The sequence below is a fragment of the uncultured Holdemanella sp. genome, from assembly GCF_934754935.1.
In the GTDB taxonomy this organism is placed as follows: domain Bacteria; phylum Bacillota_I; class Bacilli_A; order Erysipelotrichales; family Erysipelotrichaceae; genus Holdemanella.
On sequence record NZ_CAKVJB010000027.1, the window covers coordinates 1 to 20206 of the forward strand.

20 protein-coding genes are annotated in these 20206 nt (G+C 34.3%); 6 read left to right on the forward strand and 14 right to left on the reverse strand.

Annotation, left to right across the window (positions count from 1 at the left end; all coding sequences use genetic code 11):
- Positions 1–182: hypothetical protein (locus Q0E86_RS08005; RefSeq protein WP_295755967.1), on the forward strand; the 182-nt coding region annotated here is incomplete at its 5' end.
- A gap of 3 nt (positions 183–185) precedes the next feature.
- On the forward strand, positions 186–473 hold the full coding sequence (locus Q0E86_RS08010; RefSeq protein WP_295756033.1) for a hypothetical protein: 288 nt from the start codon (positions 186–188) through the stop codon (positions 471–473).
- A 208-nt stretch (positions 474–681) separates the two neighbouring features.
- Here the strand turns inward: Q0E86_RS08010 and guaA are convergent, their stop codons facing one another.
- From guaA to pyrE, 12 genes are all read right to left on the reverse strand, one after another.
- Positions 682–2229, reverse strand: coding sequence for a glutamine-hydrolyzing GMP synthase (guaA, locus tag Q0E86_RS08015; protein WP_117572157.1), 1548 nt, complete (start codon positions 2227–2229; stop codon positions 682–684).
- A gap of 48 nt (positions 2230–2277) precedes the next feature.
- Positions 2278–3777 carry an HAD-IA family hydrolase gene (locus tag Q0E86_RS08020; protein ID WP_295755969.1) on the reverse strand — a complete coding sequence of 500 codons (1500 nt, stop codon included), beginning with the start codon at positions 3775–3777 and terminating at the stop codon, positions 2278–2280.
- Between the two features lies 1 nt (position 3778).
- Positions 3779–4900, reverse strand: coding sequence for an Mbeg1-like protein (locus Q0E86_RS08025; protein WP_295755972.1), 1122 nt, complete (start codon positions 4898–4900; stop codon positions 3779–3781).
- Between the two features lie 52 nt (positions 4901–4952).
- Positions 4953–5909 carry a GNAT family N-acetyltransferase gene (locus tag Q0E86_RS08030; protein WP_295755974.1) on the reverse strand — a complete coding sequence of 319 codons (957 nt, stop codon included), beginning with the start codon at positions 5907–5909 and terminating at the stop codon, positions 4953–4955.
- Positions 5910–5918: 9 nt separating this feature from the next.
- On the reverse strand, positions 5919–6920 hold the full coding sequence (gene tsaD, locus Q0E86_RS08035; protein WP_295755976.1) for a tRNA (adenosine(37)-N6)-threonylcarbamoyltransferase complex transferase subunit TsaD: 1002 nt from the start codon (positions 6918–6920) through the stop codon (positions 5919–5921).
- 9 nt (positions 6921–6929) lie between these two features.
- Positions 6930–7364 carry a ribosomal protein S18-alanine N-acetyltransferase gene (rimI, locus tag Q0E86_RS08040; protein WP_288518794.1) on the reverse strand — a complete coding sequence of 145 codons (435 nt, stop codon included), beginning with the start codon at positions 7362–7364 and terminating at the stop codon, positions 6930–6932.
- Complete coding sequence (gene tsaB / locus Q0E86_RS08045) at positions 7361–7954, reverse strand: tRNA (adenosine(37)-N6)-threonylcarbamoyltransferase complex dimerization subunit type 1 TsaB (RefSeq protein WP_295755979.1); 594 nt, start codon at positions 7952–7954, stop codon at positions 7361–7363. The genes rimI and tsaB overlap by 4 nt, the downstream gene beginning before the upstream one ends.
- A complete protein-coding gene (tsaE, locus tag Q0E86_RS08050) occupies positions 7947–8399 on the reverse strand; it encodes a tRNA (adenosine(37)-N6)-threonylcarbamoyltransferase complex ATPase subunit type 1 TsaE (RefSeq protein ID WP_040466346.1) in 453 nt (150 codons plus the stop codon). The genes tsaB and tsaE overlap by 8 nt, the downstream gene beginning before the upstream one ends.
- Before the next feature lie 95 nt (positions 8400–8494).
- Entirely contained in the window at positions 8495–9838 is a 1344-nt protein-coding gene (locus Q0E86_RS08055; RefSeq protein WP_295755982.1) for a replication-associated recombination protein A, read from the reverse strand.
- Between the two features lie 56 nt (positions 9839–9894).
- Positions 9895–11247, reverse strand: coding sequence for an MATE family efflux transporter (locus tag Q0E86_RS08060; protein WP_295755985.1), 1353 nt, complete (start codon positions 11245–11247; stop codon positions 9895–9897).
- A gap of 175 nt (positions 11248–11422) precedes the next feature.
- Positions 11423–11989: an AAA family ATPase gene (locus tag Q0E86_RS08065; protein WP_295755988.1), complete on the reverse strand. Its 567-nt coding sequence runs from the start codon at positions 11987–11989 to the stop codon at positions 11423–11425.
- 354 nt (positions 11990–12343) lie between these two features.
- A complete protein-coding gene (gene pyrE, locus Q0E86_RS08070) occupies positions 12344–13003 on the reverse strand; it encodes an orotate phosphoribosyltransferase (RefSeq protein ID WP_117572121.1) in 660 nt (219 codons plus the stop codon).
- Positions 13004–13115: 112 nt separating this feature from the next.
- On the opposite strand from pyrE, the gene Q0E86_RS08075 reads away from it, so the two are divergent.
- From Q0E86_RS08075 to Q0E86_RS08090, 4 genes are all read left to right on the forward strand, one after another.
- The gene (locus Q0E86_RS08075; RefSeq protein WP_288518782.1) at positions 13116–13532 is read left to right on the forward strand and encodes a CBS domain-containing protein; all 417 of its coding nucleotides are present in this window, start codon (positions 13116–13118) and stop codon (positions 13530–13532) included.
- Positions 13533–13683: 151 nt separating this feature from the next.
- Positions 13684–14874, forward strand: a complete 1191-nt coding sequence (locus Q0E86_RS08080) for a hemolysin family protein (protein ID WP_288518780.1) — start codon at positions 13684–13686, stop codon at positions 14872–14874.
- Positions 14843–15415, forward strand: a complete 573-nt coding sequence (locus Q0E86_RS08085; protein ID WP_288518779.1) for a xanthine phosphoribosyltransferase — start codon at positions 14843–14845, stop codon at positions 15413–15415. The genes Q0E86_RS08080 and Q0E86_RS08085 overlap by 32 nt, the downstream gene beginning before the upstream one ends.
- Positions 15416–15447: 32 nt before the next feature.
- Positions 15448–17196 carry a DUF885 family protein gene (locus Q0E86_RS08090; RefSeq protein ID WP_295755993.1) on the forward strand — a complete coding sequence of 583 codons (1749 nt, stop codon included), beginning with the start codon at positions 15448–15450 and terminating at the stop codon, positions 17194–17196.
- Between the two features lie 18 nt (positions 17197–17214).
- On the opposite strand, the gene Q0E86_RS08095 is transcribed toward Q0E86_RS08090, so the two are convergent.
- Positions 17215–18528, reverse strand: coding sequence for an ATP-binding protein (locus Q0E86_RS08095; protein ID WP_295755996.1), 1314 nt, complete (start codon positions 18526–18528; stop codon positions 17215–17217).
- A 169-nt stretch (positions 18529–18697) separates the two neighbouring features.
- Positions 18698–19777 (reverse strand): Fic family protein, encoded by a 1080-nt coding sequence (locus Q0E86_RS08100; RefSeq protein ID WP_295756000.1) that lies wholly within the window; start codon positions 19775–19777, stop codon positions 18698–18700.
- Positions 19778–20206: the final 429 nt, after the last annotated feature.

The window sequence follows — 20206 nt, forward strand, 5'->3', positions numbered from 1 at the left end:
TTGAATCATCCTCTTTCTATTGTACCACTGGTGTAAATTTTCTCTTTTTGACTAGTCCTATTTATATGCTAACATCAGTATTCTGTATTGAGCCAATGCAATTGTTTGTAGCAGGTAATGATTATGTTCCAAATAGTGCTAAATGGGATGAACTAAGTGAAACACAACGACAAACTATTTAGGAAATTAATTATTATGGTTATTCTTATCCAGGACATGAAAGCGAAAACTATTATGTAGCTACTCAAATCATGATCTGGCAGGTTGTTACTGGCACATGGTATCAACCATACTATATGGATGGAACGACAAATTATAATATTTCAAATGAAGTTAATGAAATCAATCGTTTACGAAGTACACCTCAAGGAAGACCTTCATTCAATAATCAAACGATCAAAATGGGATTAAATACTCCAGTCACTTTAACAGATTCAAAAGGAACATTAATCAATTATTCTATTACAAAATGAAAAAGATTAGCCAATTTGGATCTACCAACAAGGCTAATCTTCTTTTATTATCTTTTCATGAATAATTCAGGTAATATTAGATATAAAATATACATTCAATTTCTCATCAGGAACACGCTCTCTATATTATTGGTATCAATTTGGTAGCAAAACAATCTATAAACGCATAAAAAGTGCCTTATATAAGGCACTTTTATTCATTTTATCTCTACTCGAACTCAATTGTTCCAGGAGGCTTACTAGTAAGGTCATACATTACACGGTTAACCCCACGAACCTCATTGATAATACGAGACATAACTTTATTTAATACTTCATATGGAATCTGAGCTGATTCTGCAGTCATAAAGTCAATTGTATTAACGGCACGTAAAGCGATGGCATAATCATATGTTCTTTCATCACCCATAACACCTACTGAACGCATATTTGTCAATGCTGCAAAGTATTGACCGATTGAACGATCCAATCCAGCATTTGCGATTTCTTCACGATAGATTGCATCTGCATCTTGTACGATTTTTACTTTTTCTTCAGTAACTTCACCAATGATACGAATTCCTAAACCAGGTCCTGGGAAAGGTTGTCTGAATACTAAGTATTCAGGAATACCTAATTCTAAACCAGCTTTACGAACTTCATCCTTGAATAAGTCACGTAATGGTTCAATGATTTCTTTGAAATCTACGTGATCAGGAAGTCCACCAACGTTGTGGTGAGATTTAATTACGGCAGACTCTCCACCTAAACCACTCTCAACAACATCTGGATAAATTGTTCCTTGAACTAAGAAATCAACTTTTCCAATTTTCTTAGCCTCTTCTTCGAATACACGAATAAATTCTTCACCAATGATTTTACGTTTTGCTTCTGGTTCTTCAACACCCTTTAGCTTTTCATAATATCTTTGTTGCGCATTTACACGAATGAAGTTTAATTCATATGGACCTTCTGGACCAAATACAGCTTCTACTTCATCCCCTTCATTTTTACGAAGTAAACCATGATCAACAAATACACATGTTAATTGGTTACCAATTGCTTTTGATAATAATACAGCTGCAACAGAAGAGTCTACACCACCACTAAGGGCACATAAAACTTTTCCGTCTCCAACCTTTTCACGAATCGCTTTAATTTGTTCTTCAACAAAGTTATCCATTCTCCAGTCCCCACAGCATCCACAAACACCACGAACGAAGTTATATAACATTTTTGAACCTTCTTGTGTATGCAATACTTCTGGATGGAACTGAATAGCATATAATCCTTTTTCTGCATTTTCACTTGATGCGCAAGGACAGTTATCTGTATGAGACGTAATTTCAAATCCAGGTGCTACCTGTGAAATATAGTCAAAGTGTGACATCCAGCAAATTGTTTTTTCAGATACACCCTCAAAGATTTTAGAAGAAGTCTTATCAACAAGAACCTCTGTCTTACCATATTCACGGTGATCCGCTTTTTCTACTTTTCCACCCAATACATGCATCATCAATTGTGCGCCATAGCAAAGGCCAAGAACTGGAATACCCAATTCAAACAATTCCTTTGAATATGTAGGTGAATCTGCCTCATAACAACTATTTGGTCCTCCAGTTAAGATAATTCCCTTTGGATTCATAGCTTTGATTTTTTCTAAATCTGTTTTATATGAATAAATTTCACAATATACATTGCACTCACGAACACGACGTGCAACCAACTGATTATATTGTCCTCCAAAATCAAGAACAATGACTAATTCTTTTTTCATTGCGTCCTCCTAATGTTTTCCTAAACAATATTATAAAGTAGCAACCAATTATTTACAACGCTTTAAATAATCAATTACCTCATTTAAATCCTTACAAGATTCTTGGATATACTCCTTCATTTCGTCATCTGGTGCAATCTGATCTTGAATAAAAATGGAATGCATCTTCGCATTGGCTGCTGCCATAATTCCATGCTTACTGTCCTCTAACACTAAACAGTTTTCTGGCTTTACATCTAATCTTTTTGCTGCAGCCAAGAAAACATCTGGAGCCGGCTTTGATTTATATCCCTCTTTAGAAGATACAATCACATTTGGACTTAACACAAAACCTGCATGCGACAAGAACTTTTTAATAGCCTGCGGATGCGAACTTGAAGCCACCGCATAAGGAATCTTATTCTCTTCAATATACTCAATTAAATTTTGTAAACCAACCATATTGGCACTACCAGGCTCTTTAAAATATGTAAAGAAATAATCCACACGCTCTTCCTGAATTTCTTCCATAACTCTTGTCACACCTGGATACATCATTTCAAACTCTGCAACCTTTCTTGAATCACAACCAATTAAAGGTTCTGGAAAATAGTCTGGACAAGAAACGCCTAATTCTTTAGCCTTCTCTTTAAACTCATCCTTAAACATCTTTTCCGTGTTAAACATCAAACCATCCATATCAAAAATAACTGCTTTAATTTGTGGCTTTCTAAAATATTCAATCAAACACTGCGTGCCTAAATCACTCATACCACGATCCATTAGATCCACATATTCTTTGATGACGCGATTTACACCATACAAAGGAAAATTTGCCTCATCTTGTGCAATCTTTAAATCCTTCACAAAATGCTTCACATAAAAACCAGGTGCATAATCATTCTCTAACATCTTCTTACCTTGGAATTCCAATTGTTTAGATCCAGCAGCCCCATTGCGCAAGAAGCGATATACAAAAGATTCATCCACATCTTTACAATTCAAATACGACATAGCCTCACAAATACCTTGTAACGTATTCGCAATCATAATTTGATTGGCCATCTTGACATGTTGACCGCAACCAGCCTTGCCACAATACTCAATTTGTGTTCCAAACGCTTCAAAGATTTCTTTATTCGTTTCAAAATCCTCTTTGTCTGCACCAACCAATACAGTTAAAGTACCATTTTTAGCTCCTGTATCTCCACCAGTCACTGGCGCATCCAATACATGAACACCCAATTCTTTTCCTTTTGTATACAATTCTTTAGCTAGCTTAGGACTTGAAGTTGTAAAATCAATACAAGTTTTACCCGCTTCAATACAACCAAAAATCACATCATATACTTCTTTAACATCACTAGGAAAACCGACCATTGTACAAATTACATCTACATTAGATGTCAAAGACACAATCGATTCTTCTAAAATGGCACCTGCATTTTTAGCTTGTTCTACCCTTTCTGGATGTCTTGCGTATACATGCACTTCATAACCCTTATTCAATAAATGAATAACCATTGGCTGGCCCATAATGCCAGCACCAATCCAACCTATTTTTCTCATTTTACTTTCTTCCCTTCACTAATATTGGAGCGGATTGCACCGCAATAAATTTCACAACTTCTAACATAAACTTAATTTCTTCTGCATTCAATTGACGAATCTCCTTCAAACCAGACAATGCCTGTTTAAATGAAAATTCAGTTAAATCCGCAATCGTACGAATTTCCATACGATCAAACAATTCTCCAATCAAATGACAATAGCGCTCTTTTTCTTCAGCCGGACGATCCAATAATAACTTATTTACATATTCCAGTAAATCATCACTCTCTTTTGTGAGTGCATCACAATAATTAAAGTCTTTTACATCCACACTCCACATCAGTGTATCATGTTGCGCTAAACCAGAACCTTGGGCATCCATGATTTTTGTTTGTTCTCTATGATGTAAAACACGACCCACAATACTATCCTTAGGAATATAGTTTGTGATCTTAGATACATCCTCATCCCCCTGCCAGAAACCATCTACAAAGCCAGGCCCATCAAAGCTTTTCACACCTTCAATATATCCCTGTAATTCTGGATTTTTTAAATACGCATACATGGCTAGGTTTCCACCCTTTGAATGCCCCGTTAAATACATCTTTGGATAGACCTTCTTCTTTTTCAATCCAAACAAATAACTCGTTTCAGGAATATTCTCAATGGTTTCTTTAACATAATCCTTCGCCAAGATTTGACAAGGAAGATTCTGCTTATAAGTCATCATCAAGTTTTCTTTCCAACCCGTAATACTACCATCTGTACCACTAAAAGAAAGCACTAGAGAACCATCTGGCAACACAACTGTTACCACACTAAATTGAATCACATCTTCATCGCTATAGACTTTTTTATAGTTCTTTAACTTTATATTTCCATAACGAATCGTATCTTGTAATGCATCAATTAAATGCGGAAGATTCATTGAAAATGTATACTTACTCTTTAATTCCTCTTCACTATATAAAGAAAGATATTTACGACATGCTTCTTCTAAAGAAACCTCATCCTTTTCCACAATGCCATCCCAATCCACATAAGATAGATCGGCACATACTAACATATCCACCTCATTAAAGGGACGAATAGAAAAGTCGATATCTCTTCTTAAATGTACATAATTCAATAAGTTTTCCATAATCAACCTCACTACATCGATTTTACAATATACAAAAGGATTAGCCAAATGACTAACCCAATTTTTTCGATAATTTTACATAGTGATTTGCATTTGAAAGAATATCAGAAATTGAAGATTCTGAAGCTTCCTTAATAATTTTAGCCGGCACTCCAACCACAACACTCTTTTGTGGAATCACCATATTTTCAGGCACAACACAACCCGCACCAATGATACTATGCTTTCCAATATGAGCTCCATTTAAAATAGTAGCCCCCATACCAATAAGCACCTCATCCTCAATCGTACAACCATGCACAATGGCCCCATGACCAATCGTTACACGATTACCAATCTGAAGTGGATATCCACTATCCGTATGCAAAACACACTGATCTTGAATATTGGTTTCTTGCCCAATTTCAATCGTTTCTTCTTCACTACGAATCACTGCGTTATACCAAACACTTGAACCTTTGCCAATTGAAACATTACCTAAGATGGTTGCATTACTTGCACAAGAAAAATCCTTTTTAACCTCATCCAATCTCTTACAAAGCCAAATCACACCATGCCACACATCAAATTTCATGCCACAAGAAGGCAGTGCTCCATACCATGTAAAGCCATGTTTTTTATGAAAGGCAATACTTTCTTCATTCGAATCTGTAATACATGAAATGATCCAACGCATGTTCAGCTTTCTACAATCTGCTTCAAGCTGATCTAACATTTTTGAAGGCAAACCATAATGTTTTCCTTCTTTAAAATAAATAGTAAGTTCTATACAATACTTATACGCTTCCTTCGAAAAAGCAGGATGCACATATCCATAGCCAATTAAAATATCATCATTAAGTGCTACATAAAATGGATTCGTTTTTGCGATTTCCATCATGTGTTCTTTAAACACATCAAAAGAATCTGGCACAAGATCAAATATAGCCACACTTGTCTTTACATAATGTACATAGATTGGATATATACTCTCTAAATCTTTTTTTTGAAGTAAACGTAATTCCTGCATAAAAACCTCCTATTGGATTTCTAAACTTGAATCGGCAGTCAAGCTTGCATCTGCTCTTCTACCAGAAAGATATGCGATCGTTCCAGCCACACCGATCATACTCGCATTGTCTGTACAACAATACATTGGAGGTACCGTAAATTCCACTTCTGGATATTCATTTCTTAATTCTTCTACCTTTTCACGAAGTCTAGAGTTAGCACTAACTCCACCACCTACAACGAAATGACGAATATCTTTATGATCATCTAATACCGCTCTTACACGAGAGAAAATTTCATCCAACGCACATTCTTGGAATGAACAAGCTAAATCAGCCATATCAAATGTCTTTCCTTGTCTTTCCATGCGCTTTGTGAATTGTAAAACACTACTCTTCAATCCAGAAAAACTAAAGTCATAACGACCTTGTGTCTTAGGTTTTGCCAGTTCATACACAGGCTTTCCTTCTTTTGCCAATTTATCAATTTTAGGACCACCAGGATATCCAAGACCCAATACACGAGCCACCTTATCAAAGGCTTCTCCAATCGCATCGTCCTGCGTTTCCCCTAAGATTTCAAAACTAGTCTCATCCTTCATATAAACAAGTTCAGTATTTCCACCAGAAACAACAAGTGCTAACACAGGATATTTCATATCCACAACTAATTCATTGGCATAAATGTGTCCAGCCAAATGATGTACAGGAACCAATGGTTTATGGTAGGCAAAAGCCAAAGTCTTTGCGGCTTGCACACCAACGTGTAAACATCCAATTAAGCCAGGCCCCCGCGTAACGGCAACCGCATCCACATCTTCCATAGTGATATTGGCATCCTTCAATGCTTTTTCAATACAATACGAAATGTTTTCTACATGAATACGACTCGCAACTTCGGGTACGACCCCACCAAATTCTGTATGCACATCAATTTGGCTTGCGACTACACTTGATAATACTTCCTTTTTATCTTTGACAACCGCAACGGCTGTTTCATCACAACTACTTTCAATTCCGATAATAATCATACAATCCTCCTACAATGCCAATGTCATCACAATGGCATCTTCTCCATCCGGATAATAACTCTTAGATACATTGACTTGAATAAAGCCCATTTTCTTGTATAAATTCAATGCTGCCTCATTACTGGCACGAACTTCTAATGTCATAAATTCACAAGCTACTTCTCTAGCTCGATCAAACAAATGCATCATTAATTCTTTTCCATATCCTCTTTTTCTTAAGTTTGGATCGACTCCAATACGAGCTAACTGCGCCATTTCAAAAGTTTCCCACAAAAACGCATAGCCTACAATTGTATCTTCATCTTCTAAGATCCAACCATGAGAAAAAGGATTCTCATTCAATTCATATAAACAGTCTTTTTCGAGCCAAGGCTGTTTGAAACATGCTTGTTCAAGTTCTAAAACACGAACTAGATCCGTGTCTTTCATTTCTTTAAAAATCATGCTTTATAGGCATCACTTTCTTTTAAATATTGTGGAACTAAGGCATGTACATTTTCAATTGTACGACTTGGTACTTCAATAAAATTCTTCAAGAAATCACAACTTGCAGCTTCTTGATTCACTAAATATCCATCCCCATATAATGTTCCAGGATGTTCATTTAAGAAATCTTCTAATTGATCAACTTCTAAAATTTGTGTTTCACCAACCACAACACCCTTTTCTAAGTGTGCTACATACGCTCTTTTGCTGCGCGCATCCAAAATAACGTTTGCACTTTCATCCATTCCAGCAAACAACTGCATGGTACTAATGCACTTTAATGTTTTATGCATTTGTGTACAGAATACTTTCGCAATTGTCATCGCAATACGAATACCTGTATAAGATCCAGGACCATCTGTGATAATCACTTCATCAACGTCTTTATAGTCTAAACTGTTCTTTTCAAACAATTGATTTAATTCCACAAAAATCGTTTCACTTTGTTTTTTAAATGCTTCAATAGATACACCATCAATCAATGTTCCATCTTTATATAAACCTAATACTAATGCTTTATAAGCACTATCCATACATAAACTAATCATGATATGCCTCCACAATACTCTTTGATACAGGACCCGTATATTCCAATGTCACTGTACGATTTTCATCGATACCTTCTTCAAAAGAAATTTTAATGTGGTCTTGTGGCAATTGATCCTCAATAAATTCCGACCATTCTACTACAGTAATTCCTTCATCAAAACAATCTTCAAAACCTAAGTCCTGACATTTTCCTTCCAAACGATATGCATCTATATGATGGAAAGGTACACCACCTTCTTGTTTATAATCCTTTAAAATTGTGAAGGTTGGTGAATTAATCACATTCTTTACACCCAAAGCTTTCCCAAAGCTTTTTGTCCAAGTTGTTTTACCTGCACCCAAATCTCCATCTAATGTAATGACTAATTGTTTATTTCTACAAAGATCTGCCATTTTTGTAGCAAATTCCTGTGTTTCTTGTAAACTATGAATTTCTATTTTCATGTAATCCTCCAAGTTTTGTATCTTATAAAGTGGTTTCCACTTTAACACTCCTTTATTTCATAAAATACACTATTCCATCTTATATCTTTTTTCAACTATTTTTTCTTCATCATACGATTTCTATGCACCATGGCCTTGATTTGTTGAATCTGCGCAAGACGATTACGCACCTTAACTTCAGAACCCTGATCACTTGGTACATAATATTCCTTACCAACTAGCGCATCTGGAAGACACTGCATATCCGTCATGTGATATTCATAATCATGTGAATACTCATATCCTTTATTATAGCCTAAATCTTTCATTAGCTTTGTTGGCGCATTACGAATATGTAAAGGCACTGGCTGATCTAATGTTTTTAACGCATCAATCTTTGCCGTATTATAAGCCACTTCTAAAGCGTTTGATTTTGGAGCTAATGCCAAATAAACAGCTGCATGCGTTAAATGTACATTACATTCTGGAACACCTAAATAGTGACATGCTTGATAGGCAGCCACACAGATTTCTAAGGCTCTAGAATCTGCCATACCAATATCTTCACTGGCCATACGAACGAGTCTTCTTGCGATATATAAAGGATCTTCTCCAGCCTCTAACATACGTGCTAACCAATATACTGCAGCCTGTACATCGGAGTTTCGTACACTTTTATGTAGAGCAGAAATAATATTATAGTGTTCCTCCCCTTTTTTATCATATAATAACGACCTTTTTTGAAGGCACTGCTTCAAAATATCCTGTGAAACATGAATTCCATCCAATTCACTTGGACTATTATAAACAACCATCTCTAGTGTATTTAAACAAAAGCGGGCATCTCCACCTGAAAATGCGGCAATCGCCTCTATATCTTCATCCGTAATATGTATTTTAAAATTGCCTAAACCTTTTGAGCTGGAAATAGCACGAATAATCAAATCCTTTAAATCATCTGTATTCAAACTGTTTAGTACAAATACTCTACACCGAGATAAAAGGGCAGAATTGATTTCAAAACTTGGATTTTCTGTTGTAGCCCCAATTAGAATGATACTTCCTTTTTCCACATAGGGTAAAAACGCATCTTGTTGAGCCTTATTAAAACGATGGATTTCATCTACGAATAATATTGTTTTTTGTCCTAAAGCTCTTCGCGTATCCGCCTGCTTCATGACTTCCTTGATTTCTTTTATACCACTCGTTACCGCAGAAAAATCTACAAAATAACTCTTTGTTTGATGGGCAATGATACGTGCCAACGTCGTTTTTCCGACTCCAGGCGGCCCCCAGAAAATCATGGATGTCACTTGATCATGTTCAATCATTTGCCACAAAAGATTTCCTTTGGCAACAAGCTGTTTTTGTCCCACATATTCATCTAATGTTTCAGGACGCATACGATCGGCTAATGGCCTTGTATCTTCTTGTATTGAAAATAGAGAATCTTGTTCCATATGTTTCCTCCGTATGTATCTTATTATACACCACACAAAAGAAAAAGTGTTTGACCTTAATCAAACACCATCTTCTTTTTCTCGATTTGCCTTAAAAATACCCATCCAACTAAGCAAGATAAAACTTCTGTAATCACAAATGCGTACCAAATCAAAGATACGTCCATTCCATATTGAATGACAAGCATCGAAAATCCCCATGCCAAAGGAAGAATCAAAACGGCTTGTCTAAGCAAGGAAACAACTAAAGATTCCATACCTCCATTTAAAGCTTGATACACTCCTTGAAATGCGATATTCACACCTGCAAACGCAAAACTGATGGAAATGATTCGAACAGCGCTGATGAAATACATTCTAGATTGTCCTGCATTAAATAGTGTCGCAAAGAAATTAGGGAATAATTCTGTAATTAGAGTTCCTAAAGCCATTAATACGATAGTATATATTAAACCATATTTAATTCCATCTTTAACACGCTTCTTGTTTTGCATACCATACGAAAAGGCAATGATGGGTGTAATCGCATCTCTTAAACCAAATGCCATAAACAAAACAAATTGTTGCACCTTATAGAAAAGACCATAGGCTGTTTGTGCGGATGGATCAAATTTAAGAATTAAATTCATCGCATAGACCATGAATGACATCAGTGCCTGCGCAATAATGGCTGGTAGTCCAATCGAATAGATTTCTTTAAAGATTCGTTTATTGGGTTTTGTGTATTTTAAACCATGATCAAATTCTTTATTCAAACGAATATGGAATATAACTAATAATAAAGCCGAAAGAATTTGTCCAATGACTGTCGCATAAGCCGCTCCTTGTACACCTAAATTCAATCCATAGATCAAAATGGGATCTAGTACCATGTTGATTACAGCTCCTGTAACTTGTCCTATTGTAGAATATAGTGATCGTCCTGTAGCTTGAAGTAGCTTTTCAAATATCGAAAAGAACACAACGCCAAAGGATAATAGGCAACAAATCCTTAGATAATCAATACTCATTGATAATACAAGGGCATCACTTGTTTGAGAAGATATATAGGTTTTAATGCCAAACAACCCAAACAATACACAAATAATGTAAATCGCTGTTGCTAAAAATAAACCGTTGCCTGCAACATGAGCTGCTTTTTCACGATTTCTTTGTCCTAAAGTTCTTGCGAGCAAGGCATTGACTCCAACACCTGTACCAATGGCCAAGGCCACCATCAACATCTGAATAGGAAATACTAAGGTAAGTGCATTTAATGCGGCTTCACTTCCTTCTTTCATATTTCCTACAAAGGCACTGTCTACAATATTATAGACAGCTTGTAGTGCCATAGATAAAATCATAGGCACACCCATTTGAAGCATCAACTTATTGACTGGCTCATTTTTCATTTTGTTGTTTTCTTCCATTCTTTACCTCCCTAAAACACAAAAAAAGTGCATTGTTCACATAAGCTGGACTTACGCTTTTGAGCAACACACTTTCGATCAAATATAAAAAAGTAGCAGAAACTGGATTTACGCTGTTTCTGCCACTCGTTTCTAAGTGATTATATTTTTATTTTTTAAATTTGTCAAAGTAAAATTACATAGCTTTTTCAATTAATTCTACACATTTATCAATACCCAAAACACCACTGTCTAAGCACAATTGATAGTTTTTGGCATCGGCCCATTTACGATCTGTGTAATATTTATAGTAAGCAATACGACGTTTATCTTTGTCCTTGATTCGTTTGTCTGGCGCAAATTCATTTTGTCCATAAACCGATACAACACGATTCTTTCGATATTCAAAATCAGCATGAATAAATACATTCAATACGTCTTTACGATCACGAAGAATATAGTCTGAACATCTTCCTACAATAACGCAATTACCTTTATCAGCCAATTCACAAATGACATTTCTCTGGGCAATATACAATTCGTCTGATAAGTTATATCCATAATTATTCCAGATAAAGCCAAATGTGCTTGTACTAGTTGCATCTTCCCCATTTTCTTCAATGTACTCTTTCGCAAAGCCACTTTCTTGTGCAATTTGTTGCACAATTTCATAATCATAATAAGCATAGCCTAATTTCTCAGCTAATTTCTTGGCAATGGTTCTTCCGCCACTTCCAAATTCACGTGTAATTGTAATTATCATATGATACCTCCTAATATACAAAAATCGAGCCTTCTACAACTGGATTTATATCCCGTAAGAAGACTCGTTGTTGTAGATATTTTACCAAATTTTTAAACTTTTTGTAAGTAATGGTACAGCATATTTTATACCCCACCACCTCGCTTTTATATACTGCACTATCTACTTATATTTTAATTCAGAACGGGGTAAATGTAACGCAAAACATTGTATTTTGATGCAAGAAAATTAATACATATAAATTTACTTTATATAAAGCATTTATCAACATACATACCGCAGTGCGCAAAGTATTTTAGTCAAAAATATACCGCAATGCGCAAAGTGAATAAAAAAGAATAGAATCTTTCGACTCTATTCCTTAGCTCCATATTCTTCATAGTATGCATCAATTCTAGATTTTAATTCAGGATCTAATTTATCTCCTAAATATTCAATTACTTCTGGCATTGACACGATTGCTGCAGTTGGGAAACCATATAATTCACTAACTTCTGTTAATGCAGTTTTTTCACCTTTTCCCTTTTCGTTACGATTTAAAGAAACCATCAATCCAACGATTTCAACATTTGCTGCACCACGAACCTTTGGTACTGTTTCTTCCATTGATTTTCCAGATGTCGTAACATCTTCGATCATAACTACACGATCACCATCTTGTAGTTTTGTTCCTAAGAAACTTCCCTTATCAGCTCCGTGATCTTTTTCTTCTTTACGATCTGAACAATAACGAACTTCCATTCCATATAAATGATCTAATGCGATTGTAGTCGCAACAGCCAATGGAATTCCCTTGTATGCAGGTCCGAATAATACATCAAAGTCTTTACCATATTGATCAACGATAGCCTTTGCGTAATATTCACCTAATCTTTTTAACTGGTTACCTGTAACATATCCACCCGCATTCATAAAGAATGGAGATTTACGTCCTGATTTTAATGTAAAATCACCAAATTTTAATACTTTAGATTCCAACATGAAATCAATAAACTCTTTTTTATATTGTTCCATTTTCTTGCCTCCACTTTTACAAAAATTCTATCACACTTCTGCACAATTTCCCATAATTGTATGATTTTTAAATGATAATTATTGTGGTAGTATAGAGCTGAGGTGATAGACAATGCAGGAAAATGTATTCTTTTTTCTGAAGGCTAAAAATAGTGTTAAATATTTATATGATAATATCAGTGTTGAAGATGGACTTGCCCTCATGCGCAAGCACAAATATACGGCAATGCCCATTATTAATAAGGAAGGCGTTTATGTAGGAACCATTACAGAGGGGGATTTTCTTTGGTACCTATTAGACCATCCTTCCATTCATAAAGAAGATCTTGAACAAATGGAAATTCGTGAATTAATTCGTGGAGACTTTACTCCAGCCGTTCAAATCGATGTTCCAGTCGATCAATTGTTCGCTCAATCTTTGAAACAAAACTTCGTACCCGTAGTCGATGATCGCCAAATTTTTATTGGCATTGTGACACGACAATCCATTATTCAATATTTAATGAATAATGCCAGCAAATATCTATAATTATTAAACAACCAGGTTTTTCTGGTTGTTTTCTTTATCACATTGAAAAAAGCCTTTAAATTGTGTATGATAATGGGTATTAATGAAGGAGTGATAGTTTCATGAATCCGGATGATTCAGTCCCGTTACAGTATAGTTTAGGAGGGTTAATATGAACCTTCCCATCTTAATTTTATTCACATTTATTCTAAACATCTTGTTTTCAATGACAAGCAGCATCGTTTCTACAAACAAAGAAGTCGAAGATGATGCTTATAAATACCAAGCTACATTAAAATGGCTATCTCTATGCATGGAAGTATTTGGCATTGTGATGAGTGTAATCTATTTACAGTCTATGATCCATGCCCCATTACTTTATGTAATCGTACTTCTATTGGTGTATGTATATATTTTATTAGGTGATTTATTACCAAGAAAATTTGCGAACACACATTTAGACAAGTTTGAAAAACCATTTATGTCCATTGCGAAAGGCATTCAATCTTTATTTACACCATTGACTTTCTTCTTGCGTTTCCAAGTAGAAAAAGAACAAGAAGATTATTCTGAAGAAGATATTTATGAAGTAATCAACGGTGGTGGAGTAGAACCAAGTCAAAAGGAGTTTATTGAAAACTTATTTGAATTTGATGATACACCCGTTGAAGAAATTTGTACGCATCGAAGTGAAGTTGTTTGTCTATATCTAAATGATGATAAAGAAACATGGAAAAAGACCATTCTAGAAAATCGTCACACATTATACCCTGTATGTGATGAGGATAATGATGATGTCGTAGGTATTCTAGATACACGTGATTATTTCCGTTTAGATTCAATTGAACAAGATAATGTCATCAATAAAGCAATGGATCAGCCTTTCTTTATTTCACAAAATATGAAGGCCGATGTTTTATTGAAGGAAATGAAAATTAAAAAAGTATACTTTGCGGTTCTACTTGATGAATATGGAGGAATGACTGGTATCGTGACTTTACACGATATTATTGAAACCCTTCTTGGAGAAATTCAAGAAGATGATGATATTGATGAGCCAGATCCAATCCAACAAATTGATGCAGATCAATTTAGAATCTATGGCCAAGCTGACATTGAAGATGTTGAAAAAGCTTTAGGCATTTCATTAGAAGACGAGGATTGCGACACGTTTGGTGGATACATCCTAAACCATTATGGACAAATTCCTGATGAAGGTTCACATTTTAAAGTCAGTCTAGACTTGATGGATGTATATGTTAAAGAAGTAAAGAATCATCGTATCGGACAAACTATTGTACAGATAAAACGAAAAGAGGAAGGAAAGCAAAATGAAAGCACTGAAAAACGCAATCGAGACTAGAGGACATTTTATTAATGATGAAGTATTAAAGGTGGATGCTTTTTTAAATCATCAAATTGACTGTTCTTTAGTAGATGAAATGGGAAATGAATTTTATGAACACTTTAAAGACAAAGGCATCACAAAAGTAGTAACCATTGAATCTAGTGGTATTGCCCCAGCATTCGCAACTGCCATCCGTTTGAATGTGCCATTGATTTTCATCAAGAAAACACAACCAAGCACAATGATCGATCCTGCTTTTGCGGAAGTCTTCTCTTTCACAAAGAATAAAACATATCCAATCTGTATTGAAAAAGAATACTTGAAAAAAGGCGACAAAGTTTTATTTATTGATGATTTCTTGGCAAATGGCGAAGCATTTAAGGGAACTGAAAACTTAATCGCACAGGCACAAGCTGAAATCGTCGGTGTTGGCATGGTTATTGAAAAAGCTTTCCAAAAAGGACATGCTTATATTGCAGAAAAGGGATATGACCTTTTGGCATTGGCATCTATCGCAGGTGTTAAAAACAAGAAAATTACATGGGCTGATGAATAATCAGTCCTTTTTTTGAAAACAAGGGGATTCTAATGAAAAATACATTCAAAAAACTATTTATTAGCTTTACCGTATTATCACTCACTGCATGTGGTTCAACTACAATGCAAGACAATACGTTTGCGGCTAAAGAAAACAAAGACTTCACAAAATACACAAATCAATTAGTGGTTGAATATGCTGAAAATGACTATACAACGATGCACCAATTTTTTGAACATCCAGAAGATTATGGTATTGACGTAAGTAAAGTGGATGTAAGTCTTGGTGAATTTAATACGGACAATAGAGAAGAAATCAAAGAAGATCAAAAAGAATTAAACAAGTTTAATCGCAGTACTTTAGACAAGATGCAACAAACCATCTATGATGAATTGAAATATGAGAATGAATTGAGTTTAAAAGCTGAGAATAAAAAATTTCAATACCTAAACAATTGTTGGAGCACAATGAGCGGACTTCACCAAAGCTTGATTTCCGTTTTTTCAGAATACATTTTACGTAATGAACAAGACATCAAAGATTTGATTACTTTAATCAATGATGTGCCTCGCTATACAAATGATGTATTAGAATACACAAAAGAACAGGCAGATAAGAATACACTACAATTTGACTATGATTCTGTTACACAAGATATTCAAGATGTGATCAATAATAAAGAGGATAGTTCCGTTGTAAGTGCATTATATAGTGCAATTGAAGCTTTAAATCTAGATGAAGAAAAAACAACATCCTACAAAACACAAGTCAAAGAAGCTATGGATGCAAGTTTCTTTCCTAGTTATCAGGCTATGTTAGACACGTTAATTTCACTACAATCTAAGGTGCAGCCTCTACAAGGACTGTCTAACTATAAAAATGGTAAGAAGTACTATGAAGTATTAGTCGAGAATGCGACAAGTTCGACTGACTCTATTTCTACAATTAAAGAGAGCACACAATCCGCAATCAATTCGGCTATTACTAAATTTCAGAAGTTATATAAAGCCAATCCAATGATTGCGTATGAATTAGATTCTGTTTCAACAGATTTTACAGATGTAAATCAAATTCTAGAAAGCCTTCAAAAGAATTATAAAAAGGATTTCCCAGAAGTAGAAACTATGAAATATGATTTAAAAGCTCTTCCAGAAGATCAATCTGTCAGTGGAATTGTTGCCTACTTTATTACACCAGCCTTGGATTATTCACAAAACTATCAAATGCGCTACAACAAACGTGATTATGGCGATGATCCATCCAGTCTTACACTTTATCAAACATTAGCTCATGAAGGTATTGCCGGACATATGTATCAAGCACAATACAACAAGGAACATTTAAAATATCCAATTCAATTCTTCTACAACAATCTAGGTATATCTGAAGGATGGGCCACTTACATGGAAAGCATGTCGTTACATTATTTAGACAACAATGAAGACTTGTTAGAAGCCTATAACCTAAACAATATTCTTACAAATCTATACATTGTCTTAATGGATATCAGCATTCATTATGATGGTATGTCACTCAATGATTTTAAGAATGAATATGGCGATATGTTTAGTTCAGAAGGATTAGAAAGTATTTATAATCAATTGGCAGACAATCCAACTGTATTCTTATCTTACTATTATGGATATCTTCAAATCGTAAATTTAAAGAGTACAGCCAAATCTAGATTAAGATCTAAATTTGACAATGTAGACTTCCATAATGCCCTTCTACAATATGGTGAAGTTCACTTCAATATTGTCGAACAAAGCGTAAATGAATATATCAATGAAAATATATAAACAAAAAAGGTGTTGGTTTTAAATTTCCAACATCTTTTCTTTATACATCAATATCCATTCTTCCACATCATACAAAGGAATGTTTGTGACTTGTTTAAATGTACGATATGAAGACATTGAAAATTTCCAACCTTCCATATCCTCATTCTCATTTAATAATGCATTCATACTTTTTGATTTTAAATTCTCTTCTGCCTTAACCTCAATTGGATATACACTTTGTAGTTGAACTACAAAATCAATTTCATTTGTAGAATTTTCATTATTATAGTATTTTGGCGTAACATTACAAGCCACTATTTGTTGAGCTACATATTGCTCCGTAAAAGCACCCTTATATTCTTTAAATACATTATCTCCTATTAAAATATTTTTTGCGGGAGCATCCACCATTGCACCAAGAAGCCCTAAATCAAGTAAGTAAAGTTTAAATGCATTAAACTCTTCATAGAATTTAAGTGGCATGCATACTTTATTAATACGGTTCACTCGAAACACCAAGCCAGCATCCACAAGCCATTGAATCGCATCCTCGAACTCTTTTGCACGCCCACCTTTTTTCAACATTCCGTAAATGAATTTTTTATTTTCCTTTGCCAATTGTGCAGGAACAGAATCCCACACTAAATTTACTTTGGTCAATAAGTTTCCAGGTATATGTTTTGAAAAATCTTGTCGATAGTTTAAAAGAATTCTATTTTGTATTTCGCGAACATGAAATATTTCCTTGGTTTGCGCATAATACTTTACGACTTCTGGCATACCACCAACATAATAATATTGACGTAAATAATTCTTTAGCTTTTCATGGAACACATCCATCTCTTTCCAATTATGTTGTTCCATCTGTTCTACCAATATATCTTCATGTAATGCCAACAAGAATTCTTTAAATGACATTGGATATAAAGTTAATTGATCCACTTTTCCCACTGGAAACCCTGTTGATTGGTGTAAAGTAATACCCAACAAGCTTCCTGCTACAACAATATGATATTCCGGTGCTTTTTCTTGGAAATATTTTAATGCCGTTAACCCTAATGGACATTCCTGTATTTCATCTAGAATAATCAATGTATTTCCTTTTTCAATTCGCGTGTTTGAGAGAGCAGAGAAACTTAAGATCAAACGCTTCACATCAAAATCGTAGAACATTTCTTTCATTTCATTATTATTATCACAATTGATATAAACTACATTTTTATATTCTTTTTTCCCAAATTCATTTAAAATCCAAGTCTTTCCCGTCTGTCTTGCGCCATTTAAAATCAAAGGTTTGCGGTAGCTACTATTTTTCCACTTAACTAAATCATTATATATATATCGATACACAAAACATCCCCTCCTTTAATCTAATTTTACATTTTTCTAGGGGAATATTCCACTATATTTAACACTTTTCTAGGGGAATATCTGAAGAAAATTACATTTTTCTAGGGGAATGTTATAAATCATTTAACATTTTTCCAGAGGAAACGTAATCAATATATCAATTTTTCATTTAATAATTTCTTTTTCCTACAAACACATTATATACACTTGTGTAACGATAACTCTTTTTACGTACCGAATCATCGTACGAGACTACATTTAATTCTTCCATCTTCTGAATTGTACGATTGATTGTTGATTTCGATAATCCTGTCATATCTTCTAATTCTTTTTTAGTAAATACAACTTGGGAAAGAATAATTGGCATAATCTTATATAGTGTTGCACTATGGATTGTTTCCATTTTTGCCATATCTTCCTTGTAGATTCTATCTATTTCATTCATTTTATAAATAAAGTTATTGCACTGATCCACTACGCATTGAAGGAAAAATTTGATATATCCTAAATAATTTCCTTTACGACTTTCCATTAGATTAAATTGATATGCAGGCTTATACAATTCTAATATTTCAGACATATATAATATTGGTTTATCTTGTTCAAACCTTGCCATTTGAATAGGAATCAAAGCTCTTCCAAGTCGTCCATTTCCATCTGAATATGCATGAATTGTTTCAAATTGTGCATGAGATAATGCCACATTAATTAAATATGGATCAACAAACTCATCATTCATATATTCATACAAATTTTCTAATAAACCTGATACATTTTCTGGTGCAGGAGGAATAAATATCGCATTCTCAATACCCGCACCTTTAGGCCCAATCCAATTTTGAGTTGTACGAATATGACCTGGCTTCTTTTTAGAACCACGAACACTATCCAACAAAAGCCTATGCATCGTATTCACCAATTCAAAATCAATATCTTTTCCATTATTAATTTTTTCATATGCATATTCTACAGTTTTCTTTAAATTTTGAATTTCTTTATTATCATCCGTTTCTTCCATATACTTTAAATAATACATTTCATCTTGAGAAATCTGCGTTCCTTCAATTTGAGTTGATTTTAAACTCTCACTCAACAAAATAGAATCTAAAAAATATTTTGAATCAAAGTCCAAAGTCTGTAATTTAACCTTATATTCTGTATATTTTGAATTTGCCTGAGACAATAATCTTAATAAGTCTTTATCCATTTTATAATTCACTGGATATAAATCCGCACTAAAAGGTGTCATTTTTTCTATCTCCTAACTTTATTTATCCTATTTTACCATGAAAAAGTGTCATATTTTCAGATTTTGACTCATTTTACTACTTTTTTAATGTGCTTTGGTTCAAATTTTCTTATTTTGACACCTTTTTATGCTTTTTTACCCCATTTTGAGTCAGACTTGACTCATTCTGACTTATTTTCAACAGAAAAAGTGTCATTTTTTTAAATTATGACACCTCCAAAAGAATATTTTCAATTGATTTTTCACCTTTGAGTATTTTTATTTACTTAAGGTAGTGAACTACTCGGCTACAAACAACCCAGCTTCTTGCTTCAACTTCCATTGTTTGATTAATACAAATTTGTATTTTCAGGTCTTATACGATATCTGGGACCGACAAAGCTATCTGGAAACCTCAAAAGGAAAGTTGTCCACTACGGCTACATCGAA